Below are 23,974 nucleotides of genomic sequence, written 5' to 3'. Positions count from 1 at the left end.
AACTCACTCATCCGGGTCGGACGACTCCCCATTCGCGGAATCGTCCGGCCCGGTTCGACACCAACCACCGGTCACCTGGGGAGACGGTAAGTGGACCTACTGAGCAAATACAGCGATCAGCTGATCGACGCATTCTGGACGACGGTGCAACTCACCGCGTTCTCGGCTGTCGGTGCTCTGATACTCGGCACCATCCTCGCGGCGATGCGGGTGTCACCGATCCCGGTCGCGCGTGGCGTCGGCACGGCGTACGTGACGATCTTCCGCAACACTCCCCTGACGCTCATCATCATCTTCTGCTCCTTCGGGCTCTTCCAGACGATGGGCGTCAAGCTCGCCCCCGAGCAGTCGCCGACGTTCTTCGAGGAGAACAACTTCCGGCTCGCCGTGCTCGGCCTCAGCGTCTACACCGCAGCGTTCGTCTGCGAGTCGCTGCGGTCCGGTATCAACACGGTGCACGTCGGACAGGCGGAGGCGGGCCGGTCGCTCGGCCTCACGTTCTCCCAGAATCTGCGGTTGATCGTGCTGCCGCAGGCTTTCCGCGCGGTCACCGCCCCACTCGGTAGTGTGCTGATCGCCTTGACCAAGAACACGACGATCGCCTCGGTGATCGGCGTGGCGGAGGCGTCGCTCCTGATGAAGGAAATGATCGAGAACGAGGCCGCCATCTTCGTCGTCGGTGGCATCTTCGCGCTCGGCTTCGTGATCCTGACCCTGCCGATGGGGCTTCTCTTCGGATACCTGAGCAAGCGATTCGAGGTTGCACGATGAGCAATGCCGCCACCGTCCTCTACGACGCACCGGGTCCGAAGGCGAAGAACATCTATCGCCTGGTCTCGGTCGTGGTCGCTGTCGCGCTACTGGGAATCGGCTACCTCGTCTACGCCGCGCTCGACGACAAAGGTCAGCTGACGGCGGCGAAATGGGATCCGTTCCTCGAATCGACGTCGTGGACGACATACCTGATCCCCGGTATCCGCGGCACCCTCGTGGCAGCCGCCGTATCGATCCTGTTCGCGTTGATCCTCGGCGCGATCCTCGGCATCGGACGCCTGTCGAACCACCGGCCGGTGCGATGGGTCGCCGGCGGGATCGTCGAATTGTTCCGCGCCATCCCTGTGCTGATCCTGATGATCTTCTCGTACCAGCTGTTCGCCGAGTACGAGGTCTTCAAGTCGAAATACCTTGCGCTCGCCGCGGTCATCGTGGGCCTCACGCTGTACAACGGCTCGGTGATCGCCGAAATCGTCAGGGCAGGCATCAATTCGCTCCCCAAGGGGCAAAGCGAGGCCGCCATGGCGCTGGGTATGCGCAAGGGCCAGGTCATGGGCACTATCCTGCTTCCGCAGGCCGTCACGGCGATGCTCCCGGCGATCATCTCGCAGATGGTGGTGGCATTGAAGGACTCCGCGCTCGGTTACCTCATCGGCTACGTCGAAGTGGTGCGGTCCGGTCAGCAGCTCGGTGCGTTCTACGGCAACTACCTGCCCGCCCTGATCGTGGTGGCGATCATCATGATCGTCCTCAATTACACGCTCACCGTGGTGGCGACCAAGGTGGAGAAGCGACTCCGGGCCAGCCGCAAGGGCGGAGGCCCCAAGGGGGCCGTTCCCGAGCTTCCGGCGGTGTCGGTTCCGGGTATGGACATCACCGACAAGCGGTTGTGATGTGACATTCGCCCCGAAATAGCACTGCGGTCGGACGGGAACTCTGTTCCGTCCGACCGCAGTGTTGTCGTCTCGTCGGTGTTGTCGTCGTCTCGTCGTAATCAGGTCTCGTCGAACAGGCCGTCGGTTTCCGCACCCGCGCGATCGAGTTGTTCCTTGACCACCTCGAATGCCATGCCCTGGGGGAATCCGCGGCGCGCGAGCATCGACACCAGTCGGCGAACCGCCCGGTCCCGATCGTCCGCGGACACCGTCCGCAGTTTCTTCGCGACCAGTTCGGTGGCTCGCGCTCGTTCGTCTTCGCTGTCGATCTGAGCGAGCGCCTCGGTGGCGTCCTCCTGACCGATGCCCTTGCGGCGCAGTTCCAGTGCGAGCGCACGTTTCCCCTTGCCGGAGTACGTGTGCCGCGAATGCACCCATTGCCGGGCGAAGTCGGCGTCGTTGACGAGTCCGACCTCAGTGAGGCGATCCAGCACACGCTCAGCGATCTCGTGCGAGTAGCCCTTTTTCGCCAGACGCTCGGTCAATTCCGCTCGGCTCCGGGCACGGTCCGTCAAGAGACGCAGGCACAAATCCTTGGCCTGCGTCTCCGTCCCACCTTCGCCCGTCGGACGCACGGCGGCGCCTTAGAATTCGACCGGGGCGGCGTCATCCGTAGCAGCAGTGACGTCGGCGCCGATTCCGAGCTTCTCCTTGATCTTCTTCTCGATCTCGTCCCGGATGTCGGTGTTCTCCAACAGGAACTTGCGGGCGTTTTCCTTGCCCTGTCCCAGCTGGTCGCCTTCGTAGGTGTACCAGGAACCCGACTTACGGATGAACCCGTGCTCGACACCCATGTCGATCAGCGAGCCTTCCTTGCTGATTCCCAGGCCGTAGAGAATGTCGAACTCTGCCTGCTTGAACGGCGGCGCAACCTTGTTCTTGACCACCTTGACGCGGGTACGGTTACCCACCGCGTCGGTGCCGTCCTTCAGGGTCTCGATCCGCCGCACGTCGAGGCGCACCGACGAGTAGAACTTCAATGCCTTACCACCGGTGGTGGTTTCGGGGGAACCGAACATGACGCCGATCTTCTCGCGCAGCTGGTTGATGAAGATCGCGGTGGTGCCGGAATTGCTGAGCGCACCGGTCATCTTACGGAGCGCCTGGCTCATCAGACGCGCCTGCAGACCCACGTGGCTGTCGCCCATCTCACCCTCGATCTCGGCGCGCGGGACCAGAGCGGCCACGGAGTCGACCACGAGGATGTCGAGGGCGCCGGAGCGGATCAGCATGTCTGCGATCTCCAGCGCCTGCTCACCGGTGTCGGGCTGCGACACCAGCAGCGCGTCGGTGTCGACGCCGAGCTTCTGGGCGTAGTCGGGGTCGAGCGCGTGCTCGGCGTCGATGAACGCGGCGATGCCGCCGGCAGCCTGGGCGTTGGCGACCGCGTGCAGAGCCACGGTGGTCTTACCCGAGGACTCCGGGCCGTAGATCTCGACGACACGGCCGCGGGGCAGCCCGCCGATGCCGAGGGCGACGTCCAGCGCGATGGAGCCGGTCGGAATGACGGCGATGGGCTGACGGACACCTTCGCCCAGGCGCATCACCGAGCCCTTGCCGAAGTTCTTGTCGATCTGCGCCAGCGCGAGGTCGAGCGCCTTGTCTCGATCGTGTGCCTGTGGTGCCATCGTCGTCCCCATTCCTCGAGTCTCATCAGTGATCTGCGGTCAGGTTAGATCCAGGTACCGACAAGAACCGTGACCACCGAACATCCCCAGCATAGGGGAACGTGTGTTCGATATGTGCGGTCGGTCCGTTCGACACGCCGGATCTCTACCGGCGCTGCGGCGGGACGTCGAACTCGACGCAGAGTTCACGCCACACCTCGCGGGGTTCCCGGCCGTCCTCGATGGCTTCGGCGGCGGTCTTGCCCCCGAGACTGAGCAGCACGTGGTCGACGAGCAGCGCGTCGCCGCGCATCTGCCCGAACTCTTCGCGGACGAGTTGGTGAAATTCGGTCAGTCGCACACGTCCACGCTAGCCGAACCGCGTGCCGGGCCCTCACCGCAGCGCGGCGCGGCACACCTCCACCGGATCGGTGACAACCGCGATACTCCGCGCCGCCCGCTGCGCGGCGTCCGCGTGGGCACCGTTCGAGAGCACCTGTTCGACTGCCGCGCGGAGGGCTTCCGCACTCGGGGGACGCACCACGACGGCGCTCCCCTGCCGCGCGGCCCGGTTCGCGAGTTCCCACTGATCGCCGCCGCCGGGAACCACCACCGCCGGAACCCCTGCGAGCAGGGCCTTGGCCAGCATTCCGTGTCCGCCGCCGCAGACGACGGCCGAGGCCTCGCGCAGCATCGCGTCCTGACGGCCGAGACCAGCTCGCGCCCAGGGCGGAACCGTGGCCGGCGATCGGTCGAGTATCGACGCGATCACACGAACACCTGCCCCGTCGAGCCCCGCGAGCGTCGTCTCGAGCATGCCCTCGGCGCCGGTGAATGCAGTCGACGGAGCCACCATGACCAGAGGATCGGCGCCGTCCGGCGGTTCGAGCACCTCGTTCGTCGGTTCCCACAGCAGCGGCCCGACCACGTGCGCCTCGGCGGGCCAGTCCGGTCGCGGCACCTCGAGCGCGGGGAGTGTCGCGATCAGCCGCCGAACGGGCCCCGGGTCCTTCGCAGGCAGTCCGACGCCGACCCGGGCCTCGGAGCGTTGCCGCTCACCCTGCCGGATCGACCGCGCCGTCGCGGTACGCATGAGCGTGTCGCGGAGCCTGCCCCGAATTCCCACGCCCGGGGCCAAACCGCTTCCGATGGGCGGTAACCCCTTGGACGCGGCGTAGAGCGGGTGCGGGGACAGCTCGACCCACGGGATCCCCAGCCGCTCCGCGGCCATGCCCCCGCCGGCGGTGAGGATGTCCGAGACGACGAGGTCGGGTCCCATCGCGCGCAGGTCGGGGAGCAACTCGGTGGAGATGTGCGCGGCACGGGCGTGAATGCGCGCGCCCGCATCGAGGTCGTCGTCCGTCGGGCGGGGCGCGAGACCTTTCAGCAACTCGGCAGGCACACCGGCCGCCCGTGCGGGCTCGACCCACCGTGTACCTGTGAACAGGACCGGATCGTCTCCGGCCTCGATGAAGGCGAGGCACAACGCAAGGGCAGGGAAGGCATGTCCGGGATCAGGCCCGGCGACCACGGCGACTCGCACGAACCACAGAGTGTCACACGGTCGGCGTCACCGTTTCTCGAACACGGCTTCGGCGGCGGCGAGGGACCGCGCACGGTCGGCGGGGACGAGTCCGATCCGGGTGCGCCGGTCGAGTAGGTCGTCGACGTCGAGTGCCCCCTCGTGAGTCACCGCGAACTCGAGCTCGGCGCGGCTCACGTCCACACCCTCGGAGATCGGCGCCAGCAGTTCGGGGTCGGCGGCGGCGATCAGCGCCGCCTCCGTTCCGTAGCGGGCGAGCAGCGCCGGCGGGGCCGAGACCTTCCGCAGCGCTTCGGGTGTCGCGGCACCGACGAGCGGCAGGGCCCGCGTCCGGCACGGGCCCGCGTCGAGTCCTGCCACCTCGACCGCGGCGTCGACGGCGTCCTCCGCCATCTTGCGATAGGTGGTGAGCTTGCCGCCGACCACGCTGACGAGACCCGTGTCCGAACGCAGGATGGCGTGATTGCGCGAGAGGTCCGCGGTGGATCCGTCCCCGGTGTCGAGCAGAGGTCGCAGCCCGGCGAAGGTCCCGACAACGTCCGAGCGCTGCAACGGAACCTCGAGCGCGGTGTTGACCGTGTCGAGAAGGAAGTCGATCTCCTGCTCCGACGCCACCGGGACGTCCGGAACGGGTCCCGGCGCCGCCTCGTCGGTCAAGCCGAGGTACACGCGGCCGAGCTGTGCGGGCAGCGCGAAGACGAAGCGATTGGTCTCACCGGGGATCGGAACCGTGAGCGCCGCGGTCGGGTTCCCGAGCCGCTCGGCCGGGAGCACCAGATGTGTGCCGCGACTGGGCCGCAGCGTGATCCCGGGATCGATCTCACCCGACCAGACGCCCGCCGCGTTAACCACGACGCGCGCCGTGATCGGCAGTTCCGAGCCGGTCAGCTCGTCGCGCAGGGTCGCGGACGTCCCGGTCACGTCGTACGCGCCCGTCCGGGTGAGCACCTTCGCACCGTGGAGCGCGGCGGTGCGCGCGAGGGACACCACGAGTCTGGCGTCGTCGATGAGCTGGCCGTCGAATGCCATCAGACCGCCGCGCAGGCCTTCCCGCCGCACCGCGGGGGCGAGTTCGACCACCCGGTCGGCCCGGACCGACCGGGATCGCGGCAGGACCGACGACGGTGTGCGAGCACTTGCACGCAGCAGATCACCGGCCAGGAAGCCCGTGCGGACGAGGGACTTGCCGAACAGCGTCGTCGAATCGAGAACGGGGACGAGCTGCGGGAGCGCTCGGACGAGGTGGGGGGCGGTGCGGGTCATGAGGATTCCGCGTTCGACCGCGCTCTTGCGGGCGATGCCGACGTTGCCCGATGCCAGATACCGCAGCCCGCCGTGGGCGAGTTTCGAACTCCACCGGCTGGTCCCGAACGCGAGATCCCGCTTCTCCACGAGCACGACGTCGAGGCCGCGTGACGCCGCGTCGAGCGCGACGCCGACACCGGTCACTCCGCCGCCGATCACCAGCACGTCGATGACTGCACCGTCCGACAGCCGGTCGAGTTCGCGCGCCCTTCGCGCGGCGTTCAGAACCGACGAGCGGCTCACGGGCGGCGTGTTCGGGTGGTTCACCGGTCTCCTCGTTCTGTCGGGTGGTTGCCGGCGGCGTCCGGTGCCAGGTAGGCGCCGACAGCGTGCCGGAGTTGCTCCGTCAGGGCGTCGCCGGGAAGTTCCTCGGCCACCATCACGGCCGACTGGACCGCGGACTGCGCGATGAGCAGGATCATCGTGGCGATCTGACGGCTGTCCCCCGCGCGGATCGAGCCCTGGTCCTGACCCGTCGACACCGCGAACGCAACCTGGTCGATGATCGCCCGCTGGCTCGTACCCAGCCGCTCGAGGATGTAGGTGGTGAACAGTTCCTGATCCGAACGCAGGATCTTCACGAACAGCGGATGGTCGCGCACCTCGGTGGACACGTGGACCACGGCGTCGACCAGCTGGCGGTGGACCGATTCCTCGGCGGAGAATTCGGGCATCACGGCAGCGATCTCGCAGGTCATGAGATCGGCGACGACGGCCCTGGTGTCGGACCAGCGTCGGTAGACGGTCGGCCTGCTGACGCCTGCGCGCCGGGCGACCTCTGCCAGTGTGGTGCGACGCAGTCCGAAATCGAGGATGCACGAGCGTGCGGCGTCGAGAATGGAGTCCTCGACGCTCGCTGAGGTGTCGTCACGCGACGGAGAATTACGGATAGACATTGTGTGTAACACCGTAACGCATGAATCCCCTGTCGGCACCGAACCGATCCTCGAAGCACATCGCCAGGCTCGCACGATGCACGCCCCACTCCCCTACCTCGGGGATGTGAGTAGCGCCAACGCGATCAGAGGGCGAGGTGACAGAAGGTGCCAGCGCGTCGGAGAAAAGCGGAGGGCAACCACCGAATTATTCGGATAATTTCTCTGTTCCGTCCGGGTCGGATTTAATCGCCAGATAGGAGCTCCGCCACGTTCGTTCTCGGTCGCAGCCTCAGCCGAAGAAGTAGAGCTCGAATCCCACCGCGCGTTCGGCGGCGAATCCCGGTTGCGGCCCGGTCACCATCTCGACCTGGGCCCTCGCCTGCTGCCCCACCGGGACGTCGCTGAGCGCTTCGAGATAGCGGGTGTGCTCGGCCAGCGAGAGCACCGCCCGATCCACCGTGTGGGTGACATCCACCGCGTGGGTTGGGGTCATCGTGTTGACGGCGACCCAGCGGACACCGCGCCACGGCGGTAGCCCCGACTCCCCCAGCTCGGGAAAGATCCATTCGTTCGCGGCGTCCGCGGTGGCGTCGAGAACGGAACGGCCGAGTGCGCGGTGGTCCGCGCTGTTCAGCTGGCCGGGCCCCCACGTGTCCGCGAAGTTCGCCGTCACCACGAGATCCGGGCGATGACGACGGATCGCCGTCGCAAGGTCGCGGCGGAGCGCGAGACTCTCCACGAGAGTGCCGTCGGGGTACCCGAGGAACTCGACGTCGGTCACTCCCACCACGGCTGCGGAACGCCGCTCCTCCGCCTCCCGGAGCGGGCCCGACGCCGCGGGGTGCAGGCCCGCGATCCCCGCTTCCCCGCTGGTGGCGAGCACGTAGCGGATGTCCTTGCCCTGCTCGGTCCAGCGCGCCACGGCCGCCGCTGCGCCGTATTCGATGTCGTCGGGGTGCGCGACGACGACGAGCCCACGATGCCAGTCCTCGGGTACCGGTTCCATGGGTAGAGCATGCCTGTCAGCTCCGCGTGATGTCCGATTTCTCGCCGGATCCGGACATCGCCTTGATCAATAGGTACACGCCGAACACCACGGCGCTGACCACGAGAATCCAGAACAGACCCTTGACGAGGGCACCGACGACCGCCAATGCGATCCAGATCGCCGCGACCGCCAGAACAATCTTCCAGAACATGATTTCCTCCACTCACGTCTCCCCGATCGATTCTGCGCCCGACATCTGGTCGACCCCACTTATCGGGTTCGCACACCAGCGTGGCACGGCGGAGCGGGTAAATCACCAGGTCAGCGTAAAGATCAGGGAAAGATCAGGGTTCTCCCCCACACGATGTACCGAAAGTCACCGGACCGGTCGATCGACGACATCAGCGGTAGCGGCGAACGATGTCGTCGATCTCACCGAGAGCCGCCGCGAGGCCGGCGAGCTTTTCCGTCGCAGACACCAGTTCTGCACGTTCGTACGCCAGTTCGCCGACGGCACTCGTGGCTCCGGGAACGGCGACCTCGGCGGCAGCGGCCACCAGTTCTTCGAACTGGTCGACGCCGTCGTCCAGTTGCGCGGCGGCGGAGGTGATCGCCCGGTGGAGCGGTGCGGCCGCGGCACGGCTGCCCTGGGCGGCGTCCTCCATGGACGTGATGTCGAGGGCGACCGCCTGCAGGGCGGCTGCCGCGGAGCGGGCCGTGGCGTGGGTGTCCTCGATGTCCTCACCGCTGATCGTCCCGGACCGGGACAGCATACCGAGGATGCCGTGCAGTGCGCGCTCGCTGTGCACGAGTCGTTCCATCGGCTCGCGGGCGGCCGAGGACGGCGCCGGAAGGACCCGGCGGGCAGGCAGGCCCGGTGGCAACGTCACGGCGTCGAGCTTGCGGTATCGGCTGACGGCCAGCACGGCGGGGACCGCGAACACGACGGCGCCGCCGCCGGCCATCAGCATCGACCACTCCGGCGCGGCCATCAGAGCGAGACCGGCGGCACCGGTGGCCGAGGACCCGGACACGATGCCGAAACGCTTCGCGCGACGCCTGGCCCGCCGCTTCTTCCGCAGCAGACGTTCCCGGGGGTCGCGCCACTTCTGCGCCGCGTCCGCGACGGACTCACCGGCGTCACGCAGCGCGCCCTGGATCCCGGCGAGTCCGGACACGACAGTGGCCGACCGGACTGCGCGTCCAGGTCGGCCACGTCGGGTGGAACTCATGCGAATACTGTTCGGCTGCTACGCAGTCCCGGCCTGGCCCGCTGCCGGCGGCTGCTTGTCGAGGTTCGGGTTTGCGGCCGGGGTCGCAGGCGCGTTGGCGGCACCGCCGGACGGCAGGGCGTCGCCCTTCATCGAAGCCCGGATCTGCTCGAGCCTGCTGTGTCCGGCCATCTGGATGCTCGCCTGCTGCACCTCCATCATGCGGCCCGACACCGAGTTCTGTGCCAGCTCGGCGGAACCGAGGGCGTCGGCGTAGCGGCGCTCGATCTTGTCGCGCACGGCATCGAGACTGGGCGTGTTGCCGGGAGCCGAGAGAGTGCTGTCCATGGAGCGCAGCGACTCGCTGACCCGTTCCTGCATCTTGGCCTGCTCGAGCTGGCTGAGCAGCTTGGTGCGCTCCGCGACCTTGGCCTGCAGAGCCATCGCGTTCTGCTCCACGGCCTTCTTCGCCTGTGCGGCCGCCTGCAGCGACTGGTCGTGCAGCGCCTTGAGGTCTTCGACGCCCTGCTCGGCGGTGACGAGCTGCGCCGCGAACGCCTCGGCGGCGTTGGTGTACTGGATGGCCTTCTCGGTGTCGCCCGCGGACTGGGCCTGGTCGGCCAGGTTGACGGCCTGACGGGCGTTGGCGTTGAGCTTCTCCACCTCGTCGAGCTGCCGGCTGAGCTTCATCTCGAGCTGGCGCTGGTTGCCGATGACCGACGCGGCCTGCTGCGACAGGGCCTGGTGCTGGCGCTGCGCATCCTCGATCGCCTGCTGAATCTGAACCTTGGGGTCAGCCTTCTCATCGATCTTGGAATTGAAGAGCGCCATCAGGTACTTCCATCCCTTGACGAAAGGATTAGCCATGGGTTTGATCCTGCCTCCATCTGTTGCGCCGCGCGATGCGCGACCCGATACGCGACCGTCACGCACCGGAACAAGGGCTGCGCCCCGACTGCCTGTCTGCCCCGCCGACAACGAGACCGGCGGTTAACTGAAATCTATCGGTTCGGCACGGGTGTTGCTACGCGGCAGCCAGCGCCTGCGCGGGTGCAGGGATGACCACCCGGGTGTCGCGGGCGATGGTCGTCGAACCCGGTCGTGCGCTCGCGGCGGGAGCCTCGGCGGGCGCGGATTCGACGGCGTGCCGGTCGGTGTCCGCACGCTTGGCCGAAGAACCGTCGGACAGCGATTCGCTGACGTCGACGAGCACATCGGAGAGTGGGACCTCCAGCGCGTCGCAGATCGCCGCCAGGAGCTCACTCGAGGCTTCCTTGCGCCCTCGTTCGACCTCGGACAAGTATCCGAGGCTCACACGAGCACTGTTGGAGACCTCACGCAGGGTCCGGCTCTGCGAAACGCGCGTACGCCGAAGACTGTCACCGATTGCCTCACGCAATAGCAGCGCCATCTCGCTCCTCCTTCATCCGTCACCTGTCTCGCCTATCTCAACGCGCGAACAGGACCGATTGGTTCCCGACCTTAGCCTGCGGATGTTTCCTGCACACGATCGAGTAGTCCCGACACGGCGGCGGAAACCGCAGATTTACGGATCTGCCACCGGTCCCCGGTCAATCCGAGCTCGCGGACGGCCGTTCCGGATGCCCCGGAAATGCTCAGGAACACGGTGCCGACCGGGTGTCCGTCCTGCATGTCGGGGCCGGCGACACCGGTCAGTCCGACGCCCCAGTCGGCGCCGCAGCGGGCGCGGGCCCCGTCCGCGAGTGCGCGTGCCGTGGATGCCGCCACGGGCCCGTCCGCAGCCAGTCGGGTGGGATCGACCCCGGCGAGGGTGGCCTTGAGGTCGGTGGCGTAGACGACGAGCCCGCCACGGAGCACGTTGCTGGCACCGGGCACTCCGGCGATGGTCGCGGTGAGCAGTCCCGCGGTGAGCGATTCCGCGGTGGCCACCGTCTCGCCGCGGTCGGTGAGCACGGCGACCAGGTCACCGGCCCGCGTGCCGTCTACCAGTGGGTCGGTCACGCCCCGGTGCTCGCGTTCGCCTCGACCTTGTGCACGCCGGCTCGAAGGCGGACCGCCTGCACGACGTAGTCCAGCCCGGTCACCACCGTCAGCAGCACGGCGGCGCCCATGAGAATCCAGCCGGCGACCTCGAACCCGTCGGGCAGCGGCAGCAGGTAGTAACCGATCGCGATCGTCTGCACGAGAGTCTTGAGCTTGCCGCCCCGGCCCGCGGGAATGACGGCGTGTCGCAGGACCGCAAATCGGAGCAGCGTGATGCCCAGCTCCCGGACCGCGATCACCGCCGTCACCCACCAGGGCAGGTCTCCGAGGATCGACAGCCCCACGAGGGCCGCTCCGATCAGCGCCTTGTCCGCGATGGGATCGGCGAGTTTGCCGAAATCGGTGACGAGGCCGTACTTGCGGGCGAGTTGCCCGTCGATCCGGTCGGTGATGGCCGCGACGGCGAACACGCCGGTGGCGATCAGGCGCCACGTCGTCGAGTGTCCGTCGCCGACGAACAGCACGACCAGGAAGACCGGGACCAGCAGGATCCGGAGAATCGTCAGGATGTTCGCGATGTTCAGAAGCGGTACGGCCGTCTCACTCGCAGGCTCCACCGACGGGTCCGGGGCCGCCGGTTGGCCGGCGGCCGTCCAATCCTCGCGCTGCGTGCTCATCGGAGCACCGCAGCGGAGAACTGCACCCCGGGACGCAGCGGGGAGTGGGGAGGAATCGTAGGTCGTACCGGCACGTGCCTAAGAATATCGGTACGGCCGTTGGCTAATGTTCACGACATGACTTCTCGGACGCCGGACACCGCCGACAATCAGCTGATCGTGCGGCGAGCACGAACCTCCGACGTTCCCGAGATCAAGCGCCTGATCGACATCTACTCCGGCAAGATCCTGCTCGAGAAGAACCTCGTGACCCTGTACGAATCCGTCCAGGAGTTCTGGGTGGCCGAACGCGACGGCAACGTGATCGGTTGTGGCGCAATGCACGTGCTCTGGGCCGACCTCGGCGAGGTACGCACGATCGCGGTCGATCCGTCGGCCAAGGGCCAGGGTGCGGGACACCACGTGGTGGCCAAGTTGATCGAGGTCGCGCGGGAACTCGAACTCGAGCGTCTCTTCGTTCTCACGTTCGAGGTCGACTTCTTCGGCAAGCACGGATTCGTCGAAATCGACGGCACACCCGTGACCGCCGAGGTCTACGCCGAGATGTGCCGCTCGTACGACACCGGTGTCGCCGAATTCCTCGATCTGAGCTACGTCAAGCCGAACACCCTCGGCAATACCCGAATGCTTCTCACCCTCTGAAATCCCAGTGTGTGAGACAGAAGTGCCCTGATCCCATTTTTGTTAGACGAACACGTCCCGAGAGAGCGAGAACATGTCCCTGTTCGTAGTGGAGTACACGTATTCGGCCGACACCGTCGCAGGACGCGACGAGCATCGCCCCGCCCACCGCGAGTGGCTCGGTGAGCTCGCCGAGCGGAAGACCGTCGTGTCGTCCGGCCCGTTCGCCGACGGCAGCGGCGCATTCATCATCGTCGACGCCGCCGACGCGGAGACCGTAGAACTGCTCTTCACCCACGACCCGTTCGCCCGCAACGGACTCGTGGCGGCCTCGCGGATCGTGGAATGGGTTCCGGTGCTCGGCGAATTCAGTTCCTGACTCGCCGAGCACCAGACACCCTCGAGCACGACGGCCGGCGGACCTACTTCACCGGCGTCGTGTTCCGCGTCTTGAGAAGGCTGGCGACGGTGGTCACTGCCAGCACACCGATGATGACGGCGAGCGAGAACACCGTGGACACCTCCGGTACGGCCACGTGCTCGCCGCCGTTGATGAAGCCCAGCGTGTTCTCGTGCAGGGCGTGCAGCACGAGCTTGACACCGATGAACGCGAGAATGATCGACAGGCCGTACGACAGGTACACCAGGCGGTCCAGCAGGCCGCCGATGAGGAAGTACAGCTGACGCAGACCCATCAACGCGAACGCGTTGGCCGTGAAGACCAGGTACGGCTCCTGGGTGAGTCCGTAGATCGCGGGAATCGAGTCGAGTGCGAACAGCACGTCGGTGAAGCCGATGGCGACCAGCGCGAGCAGTAGCGGCGTCACGACGCGCTTGCCGTTGATCCGCGTGACGAGCTTGTCGCCGTCGTAGGTGTCCGTGGTGGGGAGGATCTTCTTCGCGACGGCGACGATCTTGCTGTCGCGCTCCTCCTCCACCTCTTTCTCGTGCCCGTGATCACGTACCAGCGTGTACGCGGTGTAGATGAGGAACGCACCGAACAGGTAGAACACCCAGCTGTAGGCGTTGATCGCCGCGGCACCGACCCCGATGAAGATGCCGCGCATCACCAGTGCCATCACGATGCCGATCAGCAGTACCTTCTGCTGGTACTCCCGCGGCACCGCGAATGTTCCCATGATGATGACGAACACGAAGAGGTTGTCGACCGACAACGCCTTCTCGGTGACGTAACCGGCGAAATACTCGCCGCCGTACTGACTTCCCCACAACCACATCACGACCAGGCCGAACAGGATCGCGACACCGATGTAGACCGACGACCAGAACGCCGACTCACGGAAGGTGGGGGCGTGCGGGGTGCGCACGTGCGCGAAGAAGTCGAAGACGAACAGTCCGAGAATCACCACACAGGTGATGACCCAGACCAGCGGTGACACATGCATGAACACAGACCTCCGGTAGACCTATCGGGTACCGGAGGTCTCTCCCGCCGCGCCGGAACCTCTTGTCAGCGCGACTGACAGCACCGGATCGGCAATGGTGCCGATCGTGTTGACGATGCAGTCACAGAGGTGGGGATACTCCCCTCCAATTCGGTGACCATTCAACCACACTGCGCGAGAATCGCCCATTTCGGACACGCGCACGGGGGTTACTCCTGGTCGGACGGGGCCTCGTTCGGATCGCCGCCGCGGATCGACCACAGCAGACCGTCGAGTTCCTCGGGCTTGATGAGCACCTCACGGGCTTTCGAGCCCTCGCTGGGACCCACCACTCCCCTGGTCTCCATCAAGTCCATCAGGCGGCCTGCCTTCGCGAACCCGACACGCAGTTTGCGCTGCAGCATCGACGTGGACCCGAACTGGCTGGAGACGACGAGTTCCACCGCCTGCAACAGCACGTCCATGTCGTCGCCGATGTCGGGATCGACGTCCTTCTTCTCCCCGACCTTGGCGGCGGTGACGCCGTCGGTGTACTCCGGCTCCGCCTGGTTCTTGCTGAAATCGACGACCGCGGAGATCTCCTCGTCGGTGATGAACGCACCCTGCAGGCGTGTCGGCTTGCCTGCGCCCATCGGCAGGAACAGCCCGTCACCCATACCGATCAGCTTCTCGGCGCCGGGCTGGTCCAGGATGACCCGCGAGTCGGTCAGCGACGACGTCGCGAAGGCGAGCCGTGACGGCACGTTGGTCTTGATCAGACCGGTCACGACATCCACCGACGGCCTCTGTGTGGCCAGCACGAGGTGGATACCGGCGGCGCGCGCCTTCTGGGTGATCCGCACGATCGCGTCCTCGACGTCACGCGGCGCGGTCATCATGAGGTCCGCGAGTTCGTCGACGATGGCGAGGATGTACGGGTACGGCCGGTAGACCCGTTCGCTGCCGAGCGGCGCGGTGATCTCCCCCGACTTCACCTTGGCATTGAAGTCGTCGATGTGGCGCACGCGGTTGGCCTGCATGTCCTGGTAGCGCTGTTCCATCTCCTCCACCAGCCAGGCCAGCGCGGCTGCGGCCTTCTTCGGCTGGGTGATGATCGGCGTGATGAGGTGCGGTATGCCCTCGTAGGGCGTCAGCTCCACCATCTTGGGGTCGATGAGGATCATCCGCACTTCGTCGGGTGTCGCACGGGACAGCAGCGACACCAGCATCGAGTTCACGAAGCTCGACTTACCGGAACCGGTGGAACCCGCCACGAGCAGGTGCGGCATCTTCGCGAGGTTGGCGCTGACGAAGTTGCCCTCGATGTCCTTGCCGAGACCGATCACCAGCGGGTGGTGGTCCTTGCGGGTGCTCGGGGCCGTGAGCACGTCGGCGAGGCGCACCATCTCGCGGTCGGAGTTGGGGACTTCGATGCCGACCGCGGACTTGCCGGGGATCGGTGCCAGCAGGCGGACGTTGTCGGTGGCGACGGCGTACGCAATGTTGCGGGCGAGCGCGGTGATCTTCTCGACCTTCACGCCCGGTCCGAGTTCCACCTCGTAGCGGGTGACGGTCGGGCCGCGGGTGAATCCGGTGACGGCCGCGTCGATCTTGAACTGCTCGAGGACCTCGGTGATGGCCTCGATCATCGCGTCGTTGGCGGAACTGCGCTTCTTCGGCGGATCGCCCTCGATGAGCAGCGACGTCGGGGGCAGCGTGTAGTCGCCCTCGACGACCCGGTCGGTCACGAACTTGTCGACGTCGGGCAGCGGTTCCGGTTCGGGTTCCGGCTTGGGGGCGACGACCGGTTTGGCCTTGGCACGCGCCGGTTTCGGCGCCGGCGCAGGCGCCGGCACGGGTTCCGTGGCGGGCTCGGTCTCCCACAGACCGAGCACCTCCGTCTTCGCGGTATCGCTGACGTCGTACTCGTCGGTGGGATAGTTGTCGGCCGGTGCACCCCGAGTCCCGGTCTTGTAGTCGTCGACCGGGTAGCCGTCGGCGTCGAACAGTGTGGGGTCGTATTCGCCGTCCTCGTAGTACTCGCTGTCGTAGTCGGCGTAGTGGTCGCGGCCGAACGACGTCCCGAAGTACGACTGCAGCTTGCCGGGCACCTCGCGGACCGTGGTTCCGGTCAGCAACAGGACACCGAACAGTGCCGCCATCAGCAGCAGCGGCGCGGCGAGCCACACGGTCAGGCCGTCCGTCAGTGGACCTCCCGCCGCGTACCCGACGAACCCGGCGCCACGTGCCCTGCCCTCGGCGGCAGTGGGCGAACCGGTCGCGATGTGCCAGAGACCGAGAGCGGGCAGACCGACCAGCAGCGACCCCAGGACCAGCCTCGGCCGGATCTCGGGTTTCGGCTCGGTCCTCATCAGGATCACCGCGACGGCGACACCGATCAGGGGCAGGACGCCGGACGCCCCACCGAACACGGCACGGACTCCGGTCTCGATCCACTCGCCCACCGGACCGCCCGCGGAGAACCAGATTCCGCCGGCGACCACGACGCTGATCGCGATCAACCCGAGCGCGATGCCGTCGCGGCGGTGACCCTGTTCGATCTCGGCAGCCTTGCCGACGGTGCGGGTGGTGGCCCCGACGCCCTTGGCCATCAGCGACCAGCCGGCACCGATCCCCCGGCCCACCGACTTGAGGGGGCCGGACGCGGACGACTTCTTCGCGGCGGGCCTCCGGGCGCCGCCGCGGGAGCTGCCGCCGCGCGGCGAGGTGGACTTACGCGGAGTACTGACCGTCCGGGTCGTGCGGGACTTGGGCTTGGACGAGGTCGAGCCGCCTCGCACGCCCGTCCTCGCCGTGGACGTCGTCGTGCTCGAACCGCGGGCGCTCGCCTTACCTGCCATGGTTCTCAGATTAGTCGCTACGGCACCTTCCGGACCATCCGCAACACCCGTAACACGGCGAGACCTGCGGTGAAATGCCCTCAGAACCCCCGGTCGAGGGAGGTCACGGCGTCGATGTCGGCAGCCTCACCGTCGGTCTCGATGCGCACCTGGTCCCGGCCGAACGCGTGCAGGGCGAGTTCCGACGGTTCGCCGCGCAGGATCACCCGGCCGGCACCGGCCTTGCGGACGGTGGCCTGCTCCCCGGACGGCCGCTCGAGCACGACCGTCACCGGGGCGTGCCGGTAGCCGAGCTTTCCGACCTTGCGTGCGAGACCCCACAGCGCGTCCTGGCGCTCGTCGGGCAGGACCCGCGGCTCCCAGCCGTCGTGGGCGCGGCGCACATCCTCGTGGTGGACGAACATCTCCCCCAGGTTCACCTGTGCGTCCACCCAGTACATCGGCGACCACACCGGCGGACCCGACCGGACCTCGTCCAGCAGTCGGCTCCACGGACGCGTCGCCGTGTCGTTCTGGACGCGCTCCGTGTAGCCGGCGAGCCGACCCACGACGATGCCGGGGGCAGCGTCGAGGCGTCGCTCGCGCACGATCAGGTGGGCGGCCAGGTCCCGGTTGGTCCACGTCCCGCAGAGGGTCGGGGCGTCGGGACCGAATTCGGCCATCGAGTCGACGAGGGCGAGGCGTTCATCTCGGGCGAAGGTCACCCGTCCGAATCTACCTGCCGGAGAACTACTTGCCCTCGGCCGAGGGTACCGCGATGACGGTCGGGACGATCATCGGCCGGCGACGGTATTTGTCCGCCACCCATTTGCCGACGACGCGCCGGATCGCCTGGGCGATGCGGTGGGCGTCGTTGATGCCCTCGGTGGCCAGGCGCAGGAGTTCCGCCTCGACCAGCTGCGCCGCGTCCTTGAGGGCCGTGGGGTCGTCGGAGAATCCGCGTCCTGACACCTCGGGGGTGCTGACCGCGCGTCCTGTGTGGTCGTCGATGACGACGTTGATGGCGATGAACCCGCCCTCGCCGAGGACCAGCCGGTCCGACAGCGTGGAGTCGCCGACGTCGCCGACGGACAGTCCGTCGACGTAGACGTGTCCGACGGGAACCTGCCCGACGATCTCGGCGAGACCGTCGACCATGTCGACCACCACCCCGTCCTCGGCGAGCACGATCCGGTCCTCCGGCACGCCGGTGGCCTTCGCGAGGGCGGCGTTGGCGCGCAGGTGACGCCATTCGCCGTGGACCGGCATGGCGTTGGTGGGCCGGACCGCGTTGTACAGGTACAGGAGCTCGCCCGCCGACGCGTGACCGGAGACGTGCACCTTCGCGCTCTGCTGGGTGACGACGGTGGCGCCGCGCTTGGCGAGTCCGTTGACGACGGCGAACACGGAGTTCTCGTTGCCGGGGATCAGCGAGGACGCCAGCACGACGAGGTCGTTGGCCCGGATGTTGATCTGCCGGTGCTCACCGCGGGCCATCCGCGACAACGCCGACAGCGGTTCACCCTGCGAGCCGGTGGAGATCAGGACGAGCCGGTCGTCGGGCAGGTTGGCCGCGGTGTCGATGTCGACCACCAGGCCGTCCGGCACGCTCAGATATCCGAGATCCTGCGCGATCTGCATGTTGCGGACCATCGACCGGCCCACGAACGCGACCCGCCGGTTGTACCGGTGGGCGACGTCGACCACCTGCTGGATGCGGTGCACGTGGCTGGCGAAGGACGCCACGATCACGCGCTGCTTCGCCTTGCCGATCACGTTGTCGAGCACTCCCCCGATCTCACGTTCTGGGGTGACGAAGCCTGGCACTTCGGCGTTGGTGGAGTCGACGAGGAACAGGTCGACACCCTCGTCACCGAGACGGGAGAAGCCGGCGAGGTCGGTGAGCCTGCCGTCGAGCGGCAGCTGGTCGAGCTTGATGTCACCGGTGTGCAGCACGACTCCGGCGTCGGTCCGGATCGCGACGGCGATGGCGTCGGGGATCGAGTGGTTGACGGCGAAGTATTCGCACTGGAACGGACCGTGATCGGTGCGCTGCCCCTCGACGACCTCGACGAGGTTGGGGCGCTGGCGGTGCTCACGGCACTTGGCCGCGACGAGTGCAAGCGTGAACCGCGAACCCACCACGGGCAGATCCGGCCGCAGGCGCAGCAGGAACGGGATGGCGCCGATGTGGTCCTCGTGGCCGTGAGTGAGGACCACGGCCTCGACGTCGTCCATCCGGTCCTCGATGTGCCGGAAGTCCGGGAGGATCAGGTCGACACCCGGCTGCTGGTCTTCCGGGAACAGCACACCGCAGTCGACGACGAGCAGCTTGCCCTGGTGCTCGAAGACGGTCATGTTGCGACCGATCTCGCCGATACCGCCGAGCGCCACCACCCGCAGACCCTTGAACGGAGCCTTCGGCGGGGCGCCGAGCCGGGCCGTCGGATCGACCGAAGCCGGCCGGGTGTCCTGACGCTTGTTGCCGCCGCCGCGCCTGCCGGAGCGGGACGAGGACTTGTTGGCGGCGCCGCCCTTCGTGGAGGAGGTCTTCACGGGCGCGGACTTCGCCTGCGCTGACTTCGGAGCCGACGGCTGGTCTGCGACGACGGGCGCCGACTTCGGCGGCTCGGCGACGACCGGCGCCGACTTCGGCGGCTCGGCGGCCACGGGCGCCGCCTTGGTCGGCTCGCTCGCGGTGGGAGAAGGGGGACCGGCCTGACGGCTGGCGCTGCGACGACGAGGCGGTCGGGTCACGCGAGCACCCCCGCAGCGTGCAGATCGGCGGCCAGGAGGTCGAGTTGATCGTGGGTGGGCGCCACCTGCGGCAACCGGGGTTCGCCGACGTCCAGGCCGATCAGGCGCAGACCCGCCTTCGACGCGCTGACGCCGCCGAGACGCGCCACCGAGCGGATGACCGGGATCAGGCTGAGGTTGATCGCGCGGGCGCGGGCGATGTCACCGGCCGCGAATGCCGTGTGCAGTTCACGCAACCGGCCGGGCACGAGGTGCCCGATGACGCTGACGAACCCCGTCGCGCCCACCGACAGCCACGGAAGATTGAGCGGATCGTCACCCGAGTAGAACTGGAGGTCTGTGGTGCCGATCAGCTCGGCGCCCGCGTTGAGGTCGCCCTTGGCGTCCTTGACCGCGACGATGCGCGGGTTCTCGGCGAGGCGCCGGATGGTCTCCGTCTCGATGGGGACCACGGAGCGGGGTGGAATGTCGTAGAGCATGACCGGAAGGTCGGTGGCATTGGCGACGGCGGTGAAATGCGCGAACAGTCCGGCCTGCGGCGGACGCGAGTAGTAGGGGGTGACGACGAGGAGGCCCTGCGCGCCCGCGCGGGCGGCGTCACGGGCGAGTTCGACGCTGTGCGCGGTGTCGTTGCTGCCTGCGCCGGCGATGATCTTCGCGCGGTTGCCCACCGCGTCGATCACTGCCCGGAGCAGCTCGAGCTTCTCGTTCTCGGTGGTCGTCGGCGACTCACCGGTCGTACCGGCGAGGACGAGGGAGTCGCATCCGTTGTCGACGAGGTACGCCGCGAGGCGGACACCGGCGTCGACGTCCAGCTTTCCGTCCGAGGTGAACGGCGTCACCATCGCTGTGGACACGGTGCCGAACGGACGCTCGACGGGAGAAGCGGAATCACCGTAGGTCATGGTCAGAAGGCTACCCGGTGACCCAGGTACTTTTGCACACCAGTCACGCGTCGGCGGAAAACGTGCTCCGCGCCACCTCCGTGCCGTCGCCCCAGTCCAGTACCTCGAAGTCGCCGAAGACATTCGGCGCGGCCGCCTGCAGCTGCCTCAGGCACTCGACCGCGACGCGGCGAATCTCCACGTCGGCGTGCTCGGTGGCCCGCATCGAGACGAAGTGCCGCCACGCCCGGTAATTGCCGGTGACCACCACGCGGGTCTCCGTAGCGTTGGGCAGGACGGCCCTCGCGGCCTGCCTCGCCTGCTTGTTGCGCAGCGGCACGCTGGAGGTGTCCGCCAGTTTCGCTTCGAGGGCCTCGAGGAGTTCGCCGTACGCCGCCCGACTCGCGTCGGTGGCCTTCGCGAATAGTTCCTCGAGTTCGGGGTCGCCGGCGATCGCGGGCGGAACGACGACATTGCCGTCGTTCTCGCGCACGAAGCGCTGCGACAGCTGCGAGTAGGAGAAGTGGCGGTGCCGGATCAACTCGTGGGTGCAGGACCGGGAGATGCCGGTGATGTAGAAGCTGACGGTGCCGTGTTCGAGGACCGACTCGTGCCCGACCTCGAGCAGATGGCGCAGATATCCGGCGTTGGTTGCGGTGCGGGGGTTGGGCTTGGACCAGCTCTGGTAGCACGCCCGGCCCGCGAACTCCGCCAGCGCTTCGCCGCCGTCGGCGTCGGTCTCCCACGGAATGTCCGCCGGCGGAAAGAACTCCGTCTTCGCGACGAGTTGCACCCTGAGCGGCACGGTCTGCGGCACTGCGCTGTTCCTCCTACCGAACTCCCTGGTCGGGAGTCCCTCCTGAATGCATCGACCCTAGTCGCAGCGGTGATCGGGGTCTCGGCGTGCCCCGTTCCGGCAGCGGCCTGGTTGCCGTGTGTTCACCCGCGGTGTTCACCCGCGCGTGTCAGTCTCGTCTCGCCCATACTTTCGGTGACACCGCAGATTCGCCGGGAGACTTCCTGTGCAGTACCGGACAGGCCGCGCACGCGCCGTCGTGATCGCAGTTCTCGGGACAGCGGTTCTCGGGGCCGCTCCCCCGGCGTTCGCCGGACCGGCTTCCGGCCGGAGCGGCCGGGAACTGGCCCGACGTGCTCGGGCAGTCACCGATCACCTCTCTGGTCGACTGCCCGTCGCCACCTACGGCGGCTTCGACGCCTACGTGTCGGAGGGGCTGAAATTGTCCGAGGGCGACATCGCCCAACTGAAGTCACGCCTACTTGACTGACGTCACCAATGACGCCATGCTGGCGTCATGGACCTCGGCATCTACGTCTCCCGGCTGCGAGACGACCTGAACGCAGCAGCCGCACTCGGCGACGAGCAGACGCGGGCGACGGCAGCGGCGCTCGCCGCCGCGGTCGAACCCGCCGCCCGGCTGCTCCTGCTCTCGGCGCTCACCGATTTTGCAGGTGAGGTGACGTCCGAACTCGGCAATCGCACCGTCGGTGTGCGACTGGACGGCAGCGAGGTGGCGGTCGACGTGCATCGCACCCCCACCGCGCCCGGACCGGAGGGGGAAGGAACCACGACAGCCGAGGACCTCGGTGCCGCCTTCGATGACGTCACCGGTGACATCAGCCGCGTCACTCTGCGTCTGATGGATCAGATCAAGTCGAAGGCCGAGGAAGCCGCCTCCCAGAACGGGGTGTCGCTCAATTCCTGGGTGTCGCAGGCGGTCCAGGGCGCACTCAAGGACCAGATGCGCCGCAACGGGAGAGACAATTTTTGAGCACCGGCGCACTCACTCCACGCCTCCGTCGGCGGCGGTGATGTAATTACGTCGCATCAGCCACACGGTGAGAGTCGCCACGGGCTCGAAGGAGCGAAGAACATGGCCGTTTCCGGCGTCAAGGAATTCGAGATCAAGGCCGATCCGGCCACGGTGATGGCCGCGATCGCTGCGGTGGATCGCCTGCCCGAGTGGTCCTCGGCCCACAAGTCGGTCACCATCGAGAGCACACACGACGACGGCCGCCCCCATCGTGTCCGAATGAGCGTCTCCATCCTCGGGATCAACGACGAGCAGGTCGTCGACTACACGTTCGAGGGCGACGACACCGTGTCATGGCACCTCGTCGAGAGCGGCCAGCAGAACGCCCAGGACGGCTCGTACGTCCTCACCGAGTCCGGCGCAGGCACCAAGGTCACGTTCGAGTTGACGGTCGACCCGAAGATTCCGCTGCCCGGGTTCCTCGTGAAGAAGGCTCAGAAGACGGCACTCGAGACGGCGAGCAAGGGCCTGACGAAGTTCGTCGAGAGCCTGTAGTTCCTCACTCTCCTCGCGGCAGCGCCGCCGCGGCCGCGAGGAGGGCACCGAGGTTGCCGCGATCGTCCACCCGGATGTCGTCCAGACCCAACCACGTTGCCATTCTTCGCAGTTCCGGGAGCAACGCCTCCACCACACACCCCGGATTCCGGTCGGGTTCCACGAACGCGGATCGCACCTCGAGCGTTCCCGACGCGCGGTCGGCCTTGAGATCGACCCTCGCGACCAGTTCACCGTTCAGCAGGAACGGAAAGACGTAGTACCCGTGGACACGTTTGTGCGCGGGGGTGTAGATCTCGAGGCGGTACCGGAAGTCGAATATCCGCTCGGTCCGCGGACGGCAGAAGACCAGCGGATCGAACGGGCACAACAGCGCCGCTCCCTCCACCTTCCGGGGAACCCGGACGTCGCGGTGGACGAATGCCGGCGCATCCCAGCCGCGGACCCCCACCCGTTCGAGCACCCCGTCCTCGACGAGTTCCTCGATGGCCGAGGCGGTCTGCGCCGGCGACAATCGGTAGTAGTCACGCAGGTCGGGTTCGGTGGCCACACCGAGGGCCCGCGCGGACCGCTGCACGAGGCCACGGACGGCATCCTCCTCCGAGACTTCCTCGGCGAGTATCGCTTTCGGCAGCACACGTTCGCTCAGGTCGTAGTGACGGGTGAAGGCGACCCGCTTGTCCACCGCCAGCGCGCCGGACGCGAACAGTTGCTCGCACACCACTTTGGTGTCGCTGCGATCCCACCACGGGCCCTTGCGGTCCGGACGGTCGACCTCGAGGTGTTTCTCCACGTCGCTCGCGCTGCACGCACCGACGGCGCCGATCACGTCGAGCACGTCGGCGGCGAGCGTGGGATTGCGGTCGAGTACGCGGGATTCGCCGGACCAGCGACCGTGCCGGTACCGGTGCATCCGCCAGCGCATCAGCGGCCAGTCCTCCACGGGGATGAACGCCGCCTCGTGCGCCCAGTACTCCGCCAGCATCCGGGGTGCGCGGGCCGAATGTGACCACGCCGCCGAATCGACCAGCCCGCGGTCGTAGACGCCGAGGCGGCTGAACAGCGGGACGTAGTGGGCGCGCACGGCCACCGAGACCGAGTCGATCTGGAACAGCCGTACCCGGTCGAGAACCGAACGGACGTGCCGGCGCGTCGGCGCCCCGGCCGGTTTCCGGTCGGCGAACCCCTGCGCCCAGAGCGCCGATCTCCGGGCCGCGGCAGCGGTCATCTCACGCATGCCCGCAGCCTGCCATCAACCACCGACACGTTCCACCGCG

General features: G+C 67.5%; 27 protein-coding genes. 7 read left to right on the top strand and 20 right to left on the bottom strand.

Going from position 1 to position 23,974, the window contains the following annotated elements; genetic code table 11:
* Positions 1–90: 90 nt before the first annotated feature.
* Positions 91–771 carry an amino acid ABC transporter permease gene (locus tag FND50_RS16060; RefSeq protein ID WP_005261143.1) on the top strand — a complete coding sequence of 227 codons (681 nt, stop codon included), beginning with the start codon at positions 91–93 and terminating at the stop codon, positions 769–771.
* Positions 768–1,667 carry an amino acid ABC transporter permease gene (locus tag FND50_RS16055; protein ID WP_144286339.1) on the top strand — a complete coding sequence of 300 codons (900 nt, stop codon included), beginning with the start codon at positions 768–770 and terminating at the stop codon, positions 1,665–1,667. The genes FND50_RS16060 and FND50_RS16055 overlap by 4 nt, the downstream gene beginning before the upstream one ends.
* A gap of 101 nt (positions 1,668–1,768) precedes the next feature.
* Here the strand turns inward: FND50_RS16055 and recX are convergent, their stop codons facing one another.
* The 13 genes from recX to pgsA all read right to left on the bottom strand — a co-directional run bounded on the left by recX (position 1,769) and on the right by pgsA (position 11,883).
* Positions 1,769–2,284 (bottom strand): recombination regulator RecX, encoded by a 516-nt coding sequence (recX, locus tag FND50_RS16050; RefSeq protein WP_144286338.1) that lies wholly within the window; start codon positions 2,282–2,284, stop codon positions 1,769–1,771.
* Between the two features lie 9 nt (positions 2,285–2,293).
* A complete protein-coding gene (recA, locus tag FND50_RS16045; RefSeq protein WP_005240749.1) occupies positions 2,294–3,337 on the bottom strand; it encodes a recombinase RecA in 1,044 nt (347 codons plus the stop codon).
* A 145-nt stretch (positions 3,338–3,482) separates the two neighbouring features.
* Complete coding sequence (locus tag FND50_RS16040) at positions 3,483–3,677, bottom strand: DUF3046 domain-containing protein (protein WP_005240748.1); 195 nt, start codon at positions 3,675–3,677, stop codon at positions 3,483–3,485.
* 33 nt (positions 3,678–3,710) lie between these two features.
* Entirely contained in the window at positions 3,711–4,859 is a 1,149-nt protein-coding gene (locus FND50_RS16035) for a glycosyltransferase (RefSeq protein WP_144286337.1), read from the bottom strand.
* 27 nt (positions 4,860–4,886) lie between these two features.
* The gene (locus tag FND50_RS16030) at positions 4,887–6,431 is read right to left on the bottom strand and encodes a glycerol-3-phosphate dehydrogenase/oxidase (protein ID WP_144286336.1); all 1,545 of its coding nucleotides are present in this window, start codon (positions 6,429–6,431) and stop codon (positions 4,887–4,889) included.
* The gene (locus FND50_RS16025; RefSeq protein ID WP_144286335.1) at positions 6,428–7,060 is read right to left on the bottom strand and encodes a TetR/AcrR family transcriptional regulator; all 633 of its coding nucleotides are present in this window, start codon (positions 7,058–7,060) and stop codon (positions 6,428–6,430) included. Before FND50_RS16025 ends, FND50_RS16030 begins: the two co-directional genes overlap by 4 nt.
* Before the next feature lie 271 nt (positions 7,061–7,331).
* Positions 7,332–8,048: a PIG-L deacetylase family protein gene (locus FND50_RS16020; protein ID WP_144286334.1), complete on the bottom strand. Its 717-nt coding sequence runs from the start codon at positions 8,046–8,048 to the stop codon at positions 7,332–7,334.
* 16 nt (positions 8,049–8,064) lie between these two features.
* On the bottom strand, positions 8,065–8,241 hold the full coding sequence (locus tag FND50_RS36110) for a hypothetical protein (protein WP_007296377.1): 177 nt from the start codon (positions 8,239–8,241) through the stop codon (positions 8,065–8,067).
* 190 nt (positions 8,242–8,431) lie between these two features.
* Positions 8,432–9,262, bottom strand: coding sequence for a phage shock envelope stress response protein PspM (locus tag FND50_RS16015; RefSeq protein ID WP_260850996.1), 831 nt, complete (start codon positions 9,260–9,262; stop codon positions 8,432–8,434).
* An 18-nt stretch (positions 9,263–9,280) separates the two neighbouring features.
* Positions 9,281–10,108: a PspA/IM30 family protein gene (locus tag FND50_RS16010; RefSeq protein WP_144286333.1), complete on the bottom strand. Its 828-nt coding sequence runs from the start codon at positions 10,106–10,108 to the stop codon at positions 9,281–9,283.
* 157 nt (positions 10,109–10,265) lie between these two features.
* The gene (locus FND50_RS16005) at positions 10,266–10,652 is read right to left on the bottom strand and encodes a helix-turn-helix domain-containing protein (protein WP_007296380.1); all 387 of its coding nucleotides are present in this window, start codon (positions 10,650–10,652) and stop codon (positions 10,266–10,268) included.
* Between the two features lie 71 nt (positions 10,653–10,723).
* Entirely contained in the window at positions 10,724–11,224 is a 501-nt protein-coding gene (locus FND50_RS16000; RefSeq protein WP_005261153.1) for a CinA family protein, read from the bottom strand.
* The gene (gene pgsA / locus FND50_RS15995) at positions 11,221–11,883 is read right to left on the bottom strand and encodes a CDP-diacylglycerol--glycerol-3-phosphate 3-phosphatidyltransferase (RefSeq protein ID WP_005261154.1); all 663 of its coding nucleotides are present in this window, start codon (positions 11,881–11,883) and stop codon (positions 11,221–11,223) included. The genes FND50_RS16000 and pgsA overlap by 4 nt, the downstream gene beginning before the upstream one ends.
* Positions 11,884–12,000: 117 nt before the next feature.
* On the opposite strand from pgsA, the gene FND50_RS15990 reads away from it, so the two are divergent.
* Positions 12,001–12,525, top strand: coding sequence for an amino-acid N-acetyltransferase (locus FND50_RS15990; RefSeq protein ID WP_005240737.1), 525 nt, complete (start codon positions 12,001–12,003; stop codon positions 12,523–12,525).
* Positions 12,526–12,598: 73 nt separating this feature from the next.
* Complete coding sequence (locus tag FND50_RS15985; protein WP_005240736.1) at positions 12,599–12,883, top strand: YciI family protein; 285 nt, start codon at positions 12,599–12,601, stop codon at positions 12,881–12,883.
* Between the two features lie 43 nt (positions 12,884–12,926).
* On the opposite strand, the gene FND50_RS15980 is transcribed toward FND50_RS15985, so the two are convergent.
* The 6 genes from FND50_RS15980 to thyX all read right to left on the bottom strand — a co-directional run bounded on the left by FND50_RS15980 (position 12,927) and on the right by thyX (position 21,187).
* Positions 12,927–13,910, bottom strand: a complete 984-nt coding sequence (locus FND50_RS15980) for a TerC family protein (RefSeq protein WP_007296384.1) — start codon at positions 13,908–13,910, stop codon at positions 12,927–12,929.
* A gap of 209 nt (positions 13,911–14,119) precedes the next feature.
* On the bottom strand, positions 14,120–16,750 hold the full coding sequence (locus FND50_RS15975; RefSeq protein WP_144286332.1) for a DNA translocase FtsK: 2,631 nt from the start codon (positions 16,748–16,750) through the stop codon (positions 14,120–14,122).
* Positions 16,751–16,830: 80 nt separating this feature from the next.
* Positions 16,831–17,454, bottom strand: a complete 624-nt coding sequence (locus FND50_RS15970; RefSeq protein WP_144286331.1) for a TIGR03085 family metal-binding protein — start codon at positions 17,452–17,454, stop codon at positions 16,831–16,833.
* Between the two features lie 25 nt (positions 17,455–17,479).
* Complete coding sequence (locus FND50_RS15965; protein WP_144286330.1) at positions 17,480–19,486, bottom strand: ribonuclease J; 2,007 nt, start codon at positions 19,484–19,486, stop codon at positions 17,480–17,482.
* Positions 19,483–20,391, bottom strand: a complete 909-nt coding sequence (gene dapA / locus FND50_RS15960; protein ID WP_005261164.1) for a 4-hydroxy-tetrahydrodipicolinate synthase — start codon at positions 20,389–20,391, stop codon at positions 19,483–19,485. The genes FND50_RS15965 and dapA overlap by 4 nt, the downstream gene beginning before the upstream one ends.
* 43 nt (positions 20,392–20,434) lie before the next feature.
* Complete coding sequence (thyX, locus tag FND50_RS15955) at positions 20,435–21,187, bottom strand: FAD-dependent thymidylate synthase (RefSeq protein WP_005261165.1); 753 nt, start codon at positions 21,185–21,187, stop codon at positions 20,435–20,437.
* A 205-nt stretch (positions 21,188–21,392) separates the two neighbouring features.
* Between thyX and FND50_RS15950 the strand changes: the two genes are divergently transcribed.
* From FND50_RS15950 to FND50_RS15940, 3 genes are all read left to right on the top strand, one after another.
* A complete protein-coding gene (locus FND50_RS15950; protein WP_260850995.1) occupies positions 21,393–21,656 on the top strand; it encodes a tyrosine-protein phosphatase in 264 nt (87 codons plus the stop codon).
* 27 nt (positions 21,657–21,683) lie between these two features.
* Positions 21,684–22,160, top strand: coding sequence for a toxin-antitoxin system HicB family antitoxin (locus FND50_RS15945; protein ID WP_005261166.1), 477 nt, complete (start codon positions 21,684–21,686; stop codon positions 22,158–22,160).
* Between the two features lie 102 nt (positions 22,161–22,262).
* Positions 22,263–22,697, top strand: a complete 435-nt coding sequence (locus tag FND50_RS15940; protein ID WP_005261167.1) for an SRPBCC family protein — start codon at positions 22,263–22,265, stop codon at positions 22,695–22,697.
* A gap of 4 nt (positions 22,698–22,701) precedes the next feature.
* Here the strand turns inward: FND50_RS15940 and FND50_RS15935 are convergent, their stop codons facing one another.
* Positions 22,702–23,934, bottom strand: coding sequence for a winged helix-turn-helix domain-containing protein (locus FND50_RS15935; RefSeq protein ID WP_144286329.1), 1,233 nt, complete (start codon positions 23,932–23,934; stop codon positions 22,702–22,704).
* Positions 23,935–23,974 lie beyond the last annotated feature (40 nt).

It is taken from the genome of Rhodococcus sp. WB9 (assembly GCF_007558985.1).
GTDB lineage: Bacteria > Actinomycetota > Actinomycetes > Mycobacteriales > Mycobacteriaceae > Rhodococcus_F > Rhodococcus_F opacus.
Note: the sequence above shows the minus strand (reverse complement) of the source record. Positions and strands in the feature narration are given on the sequence as shown.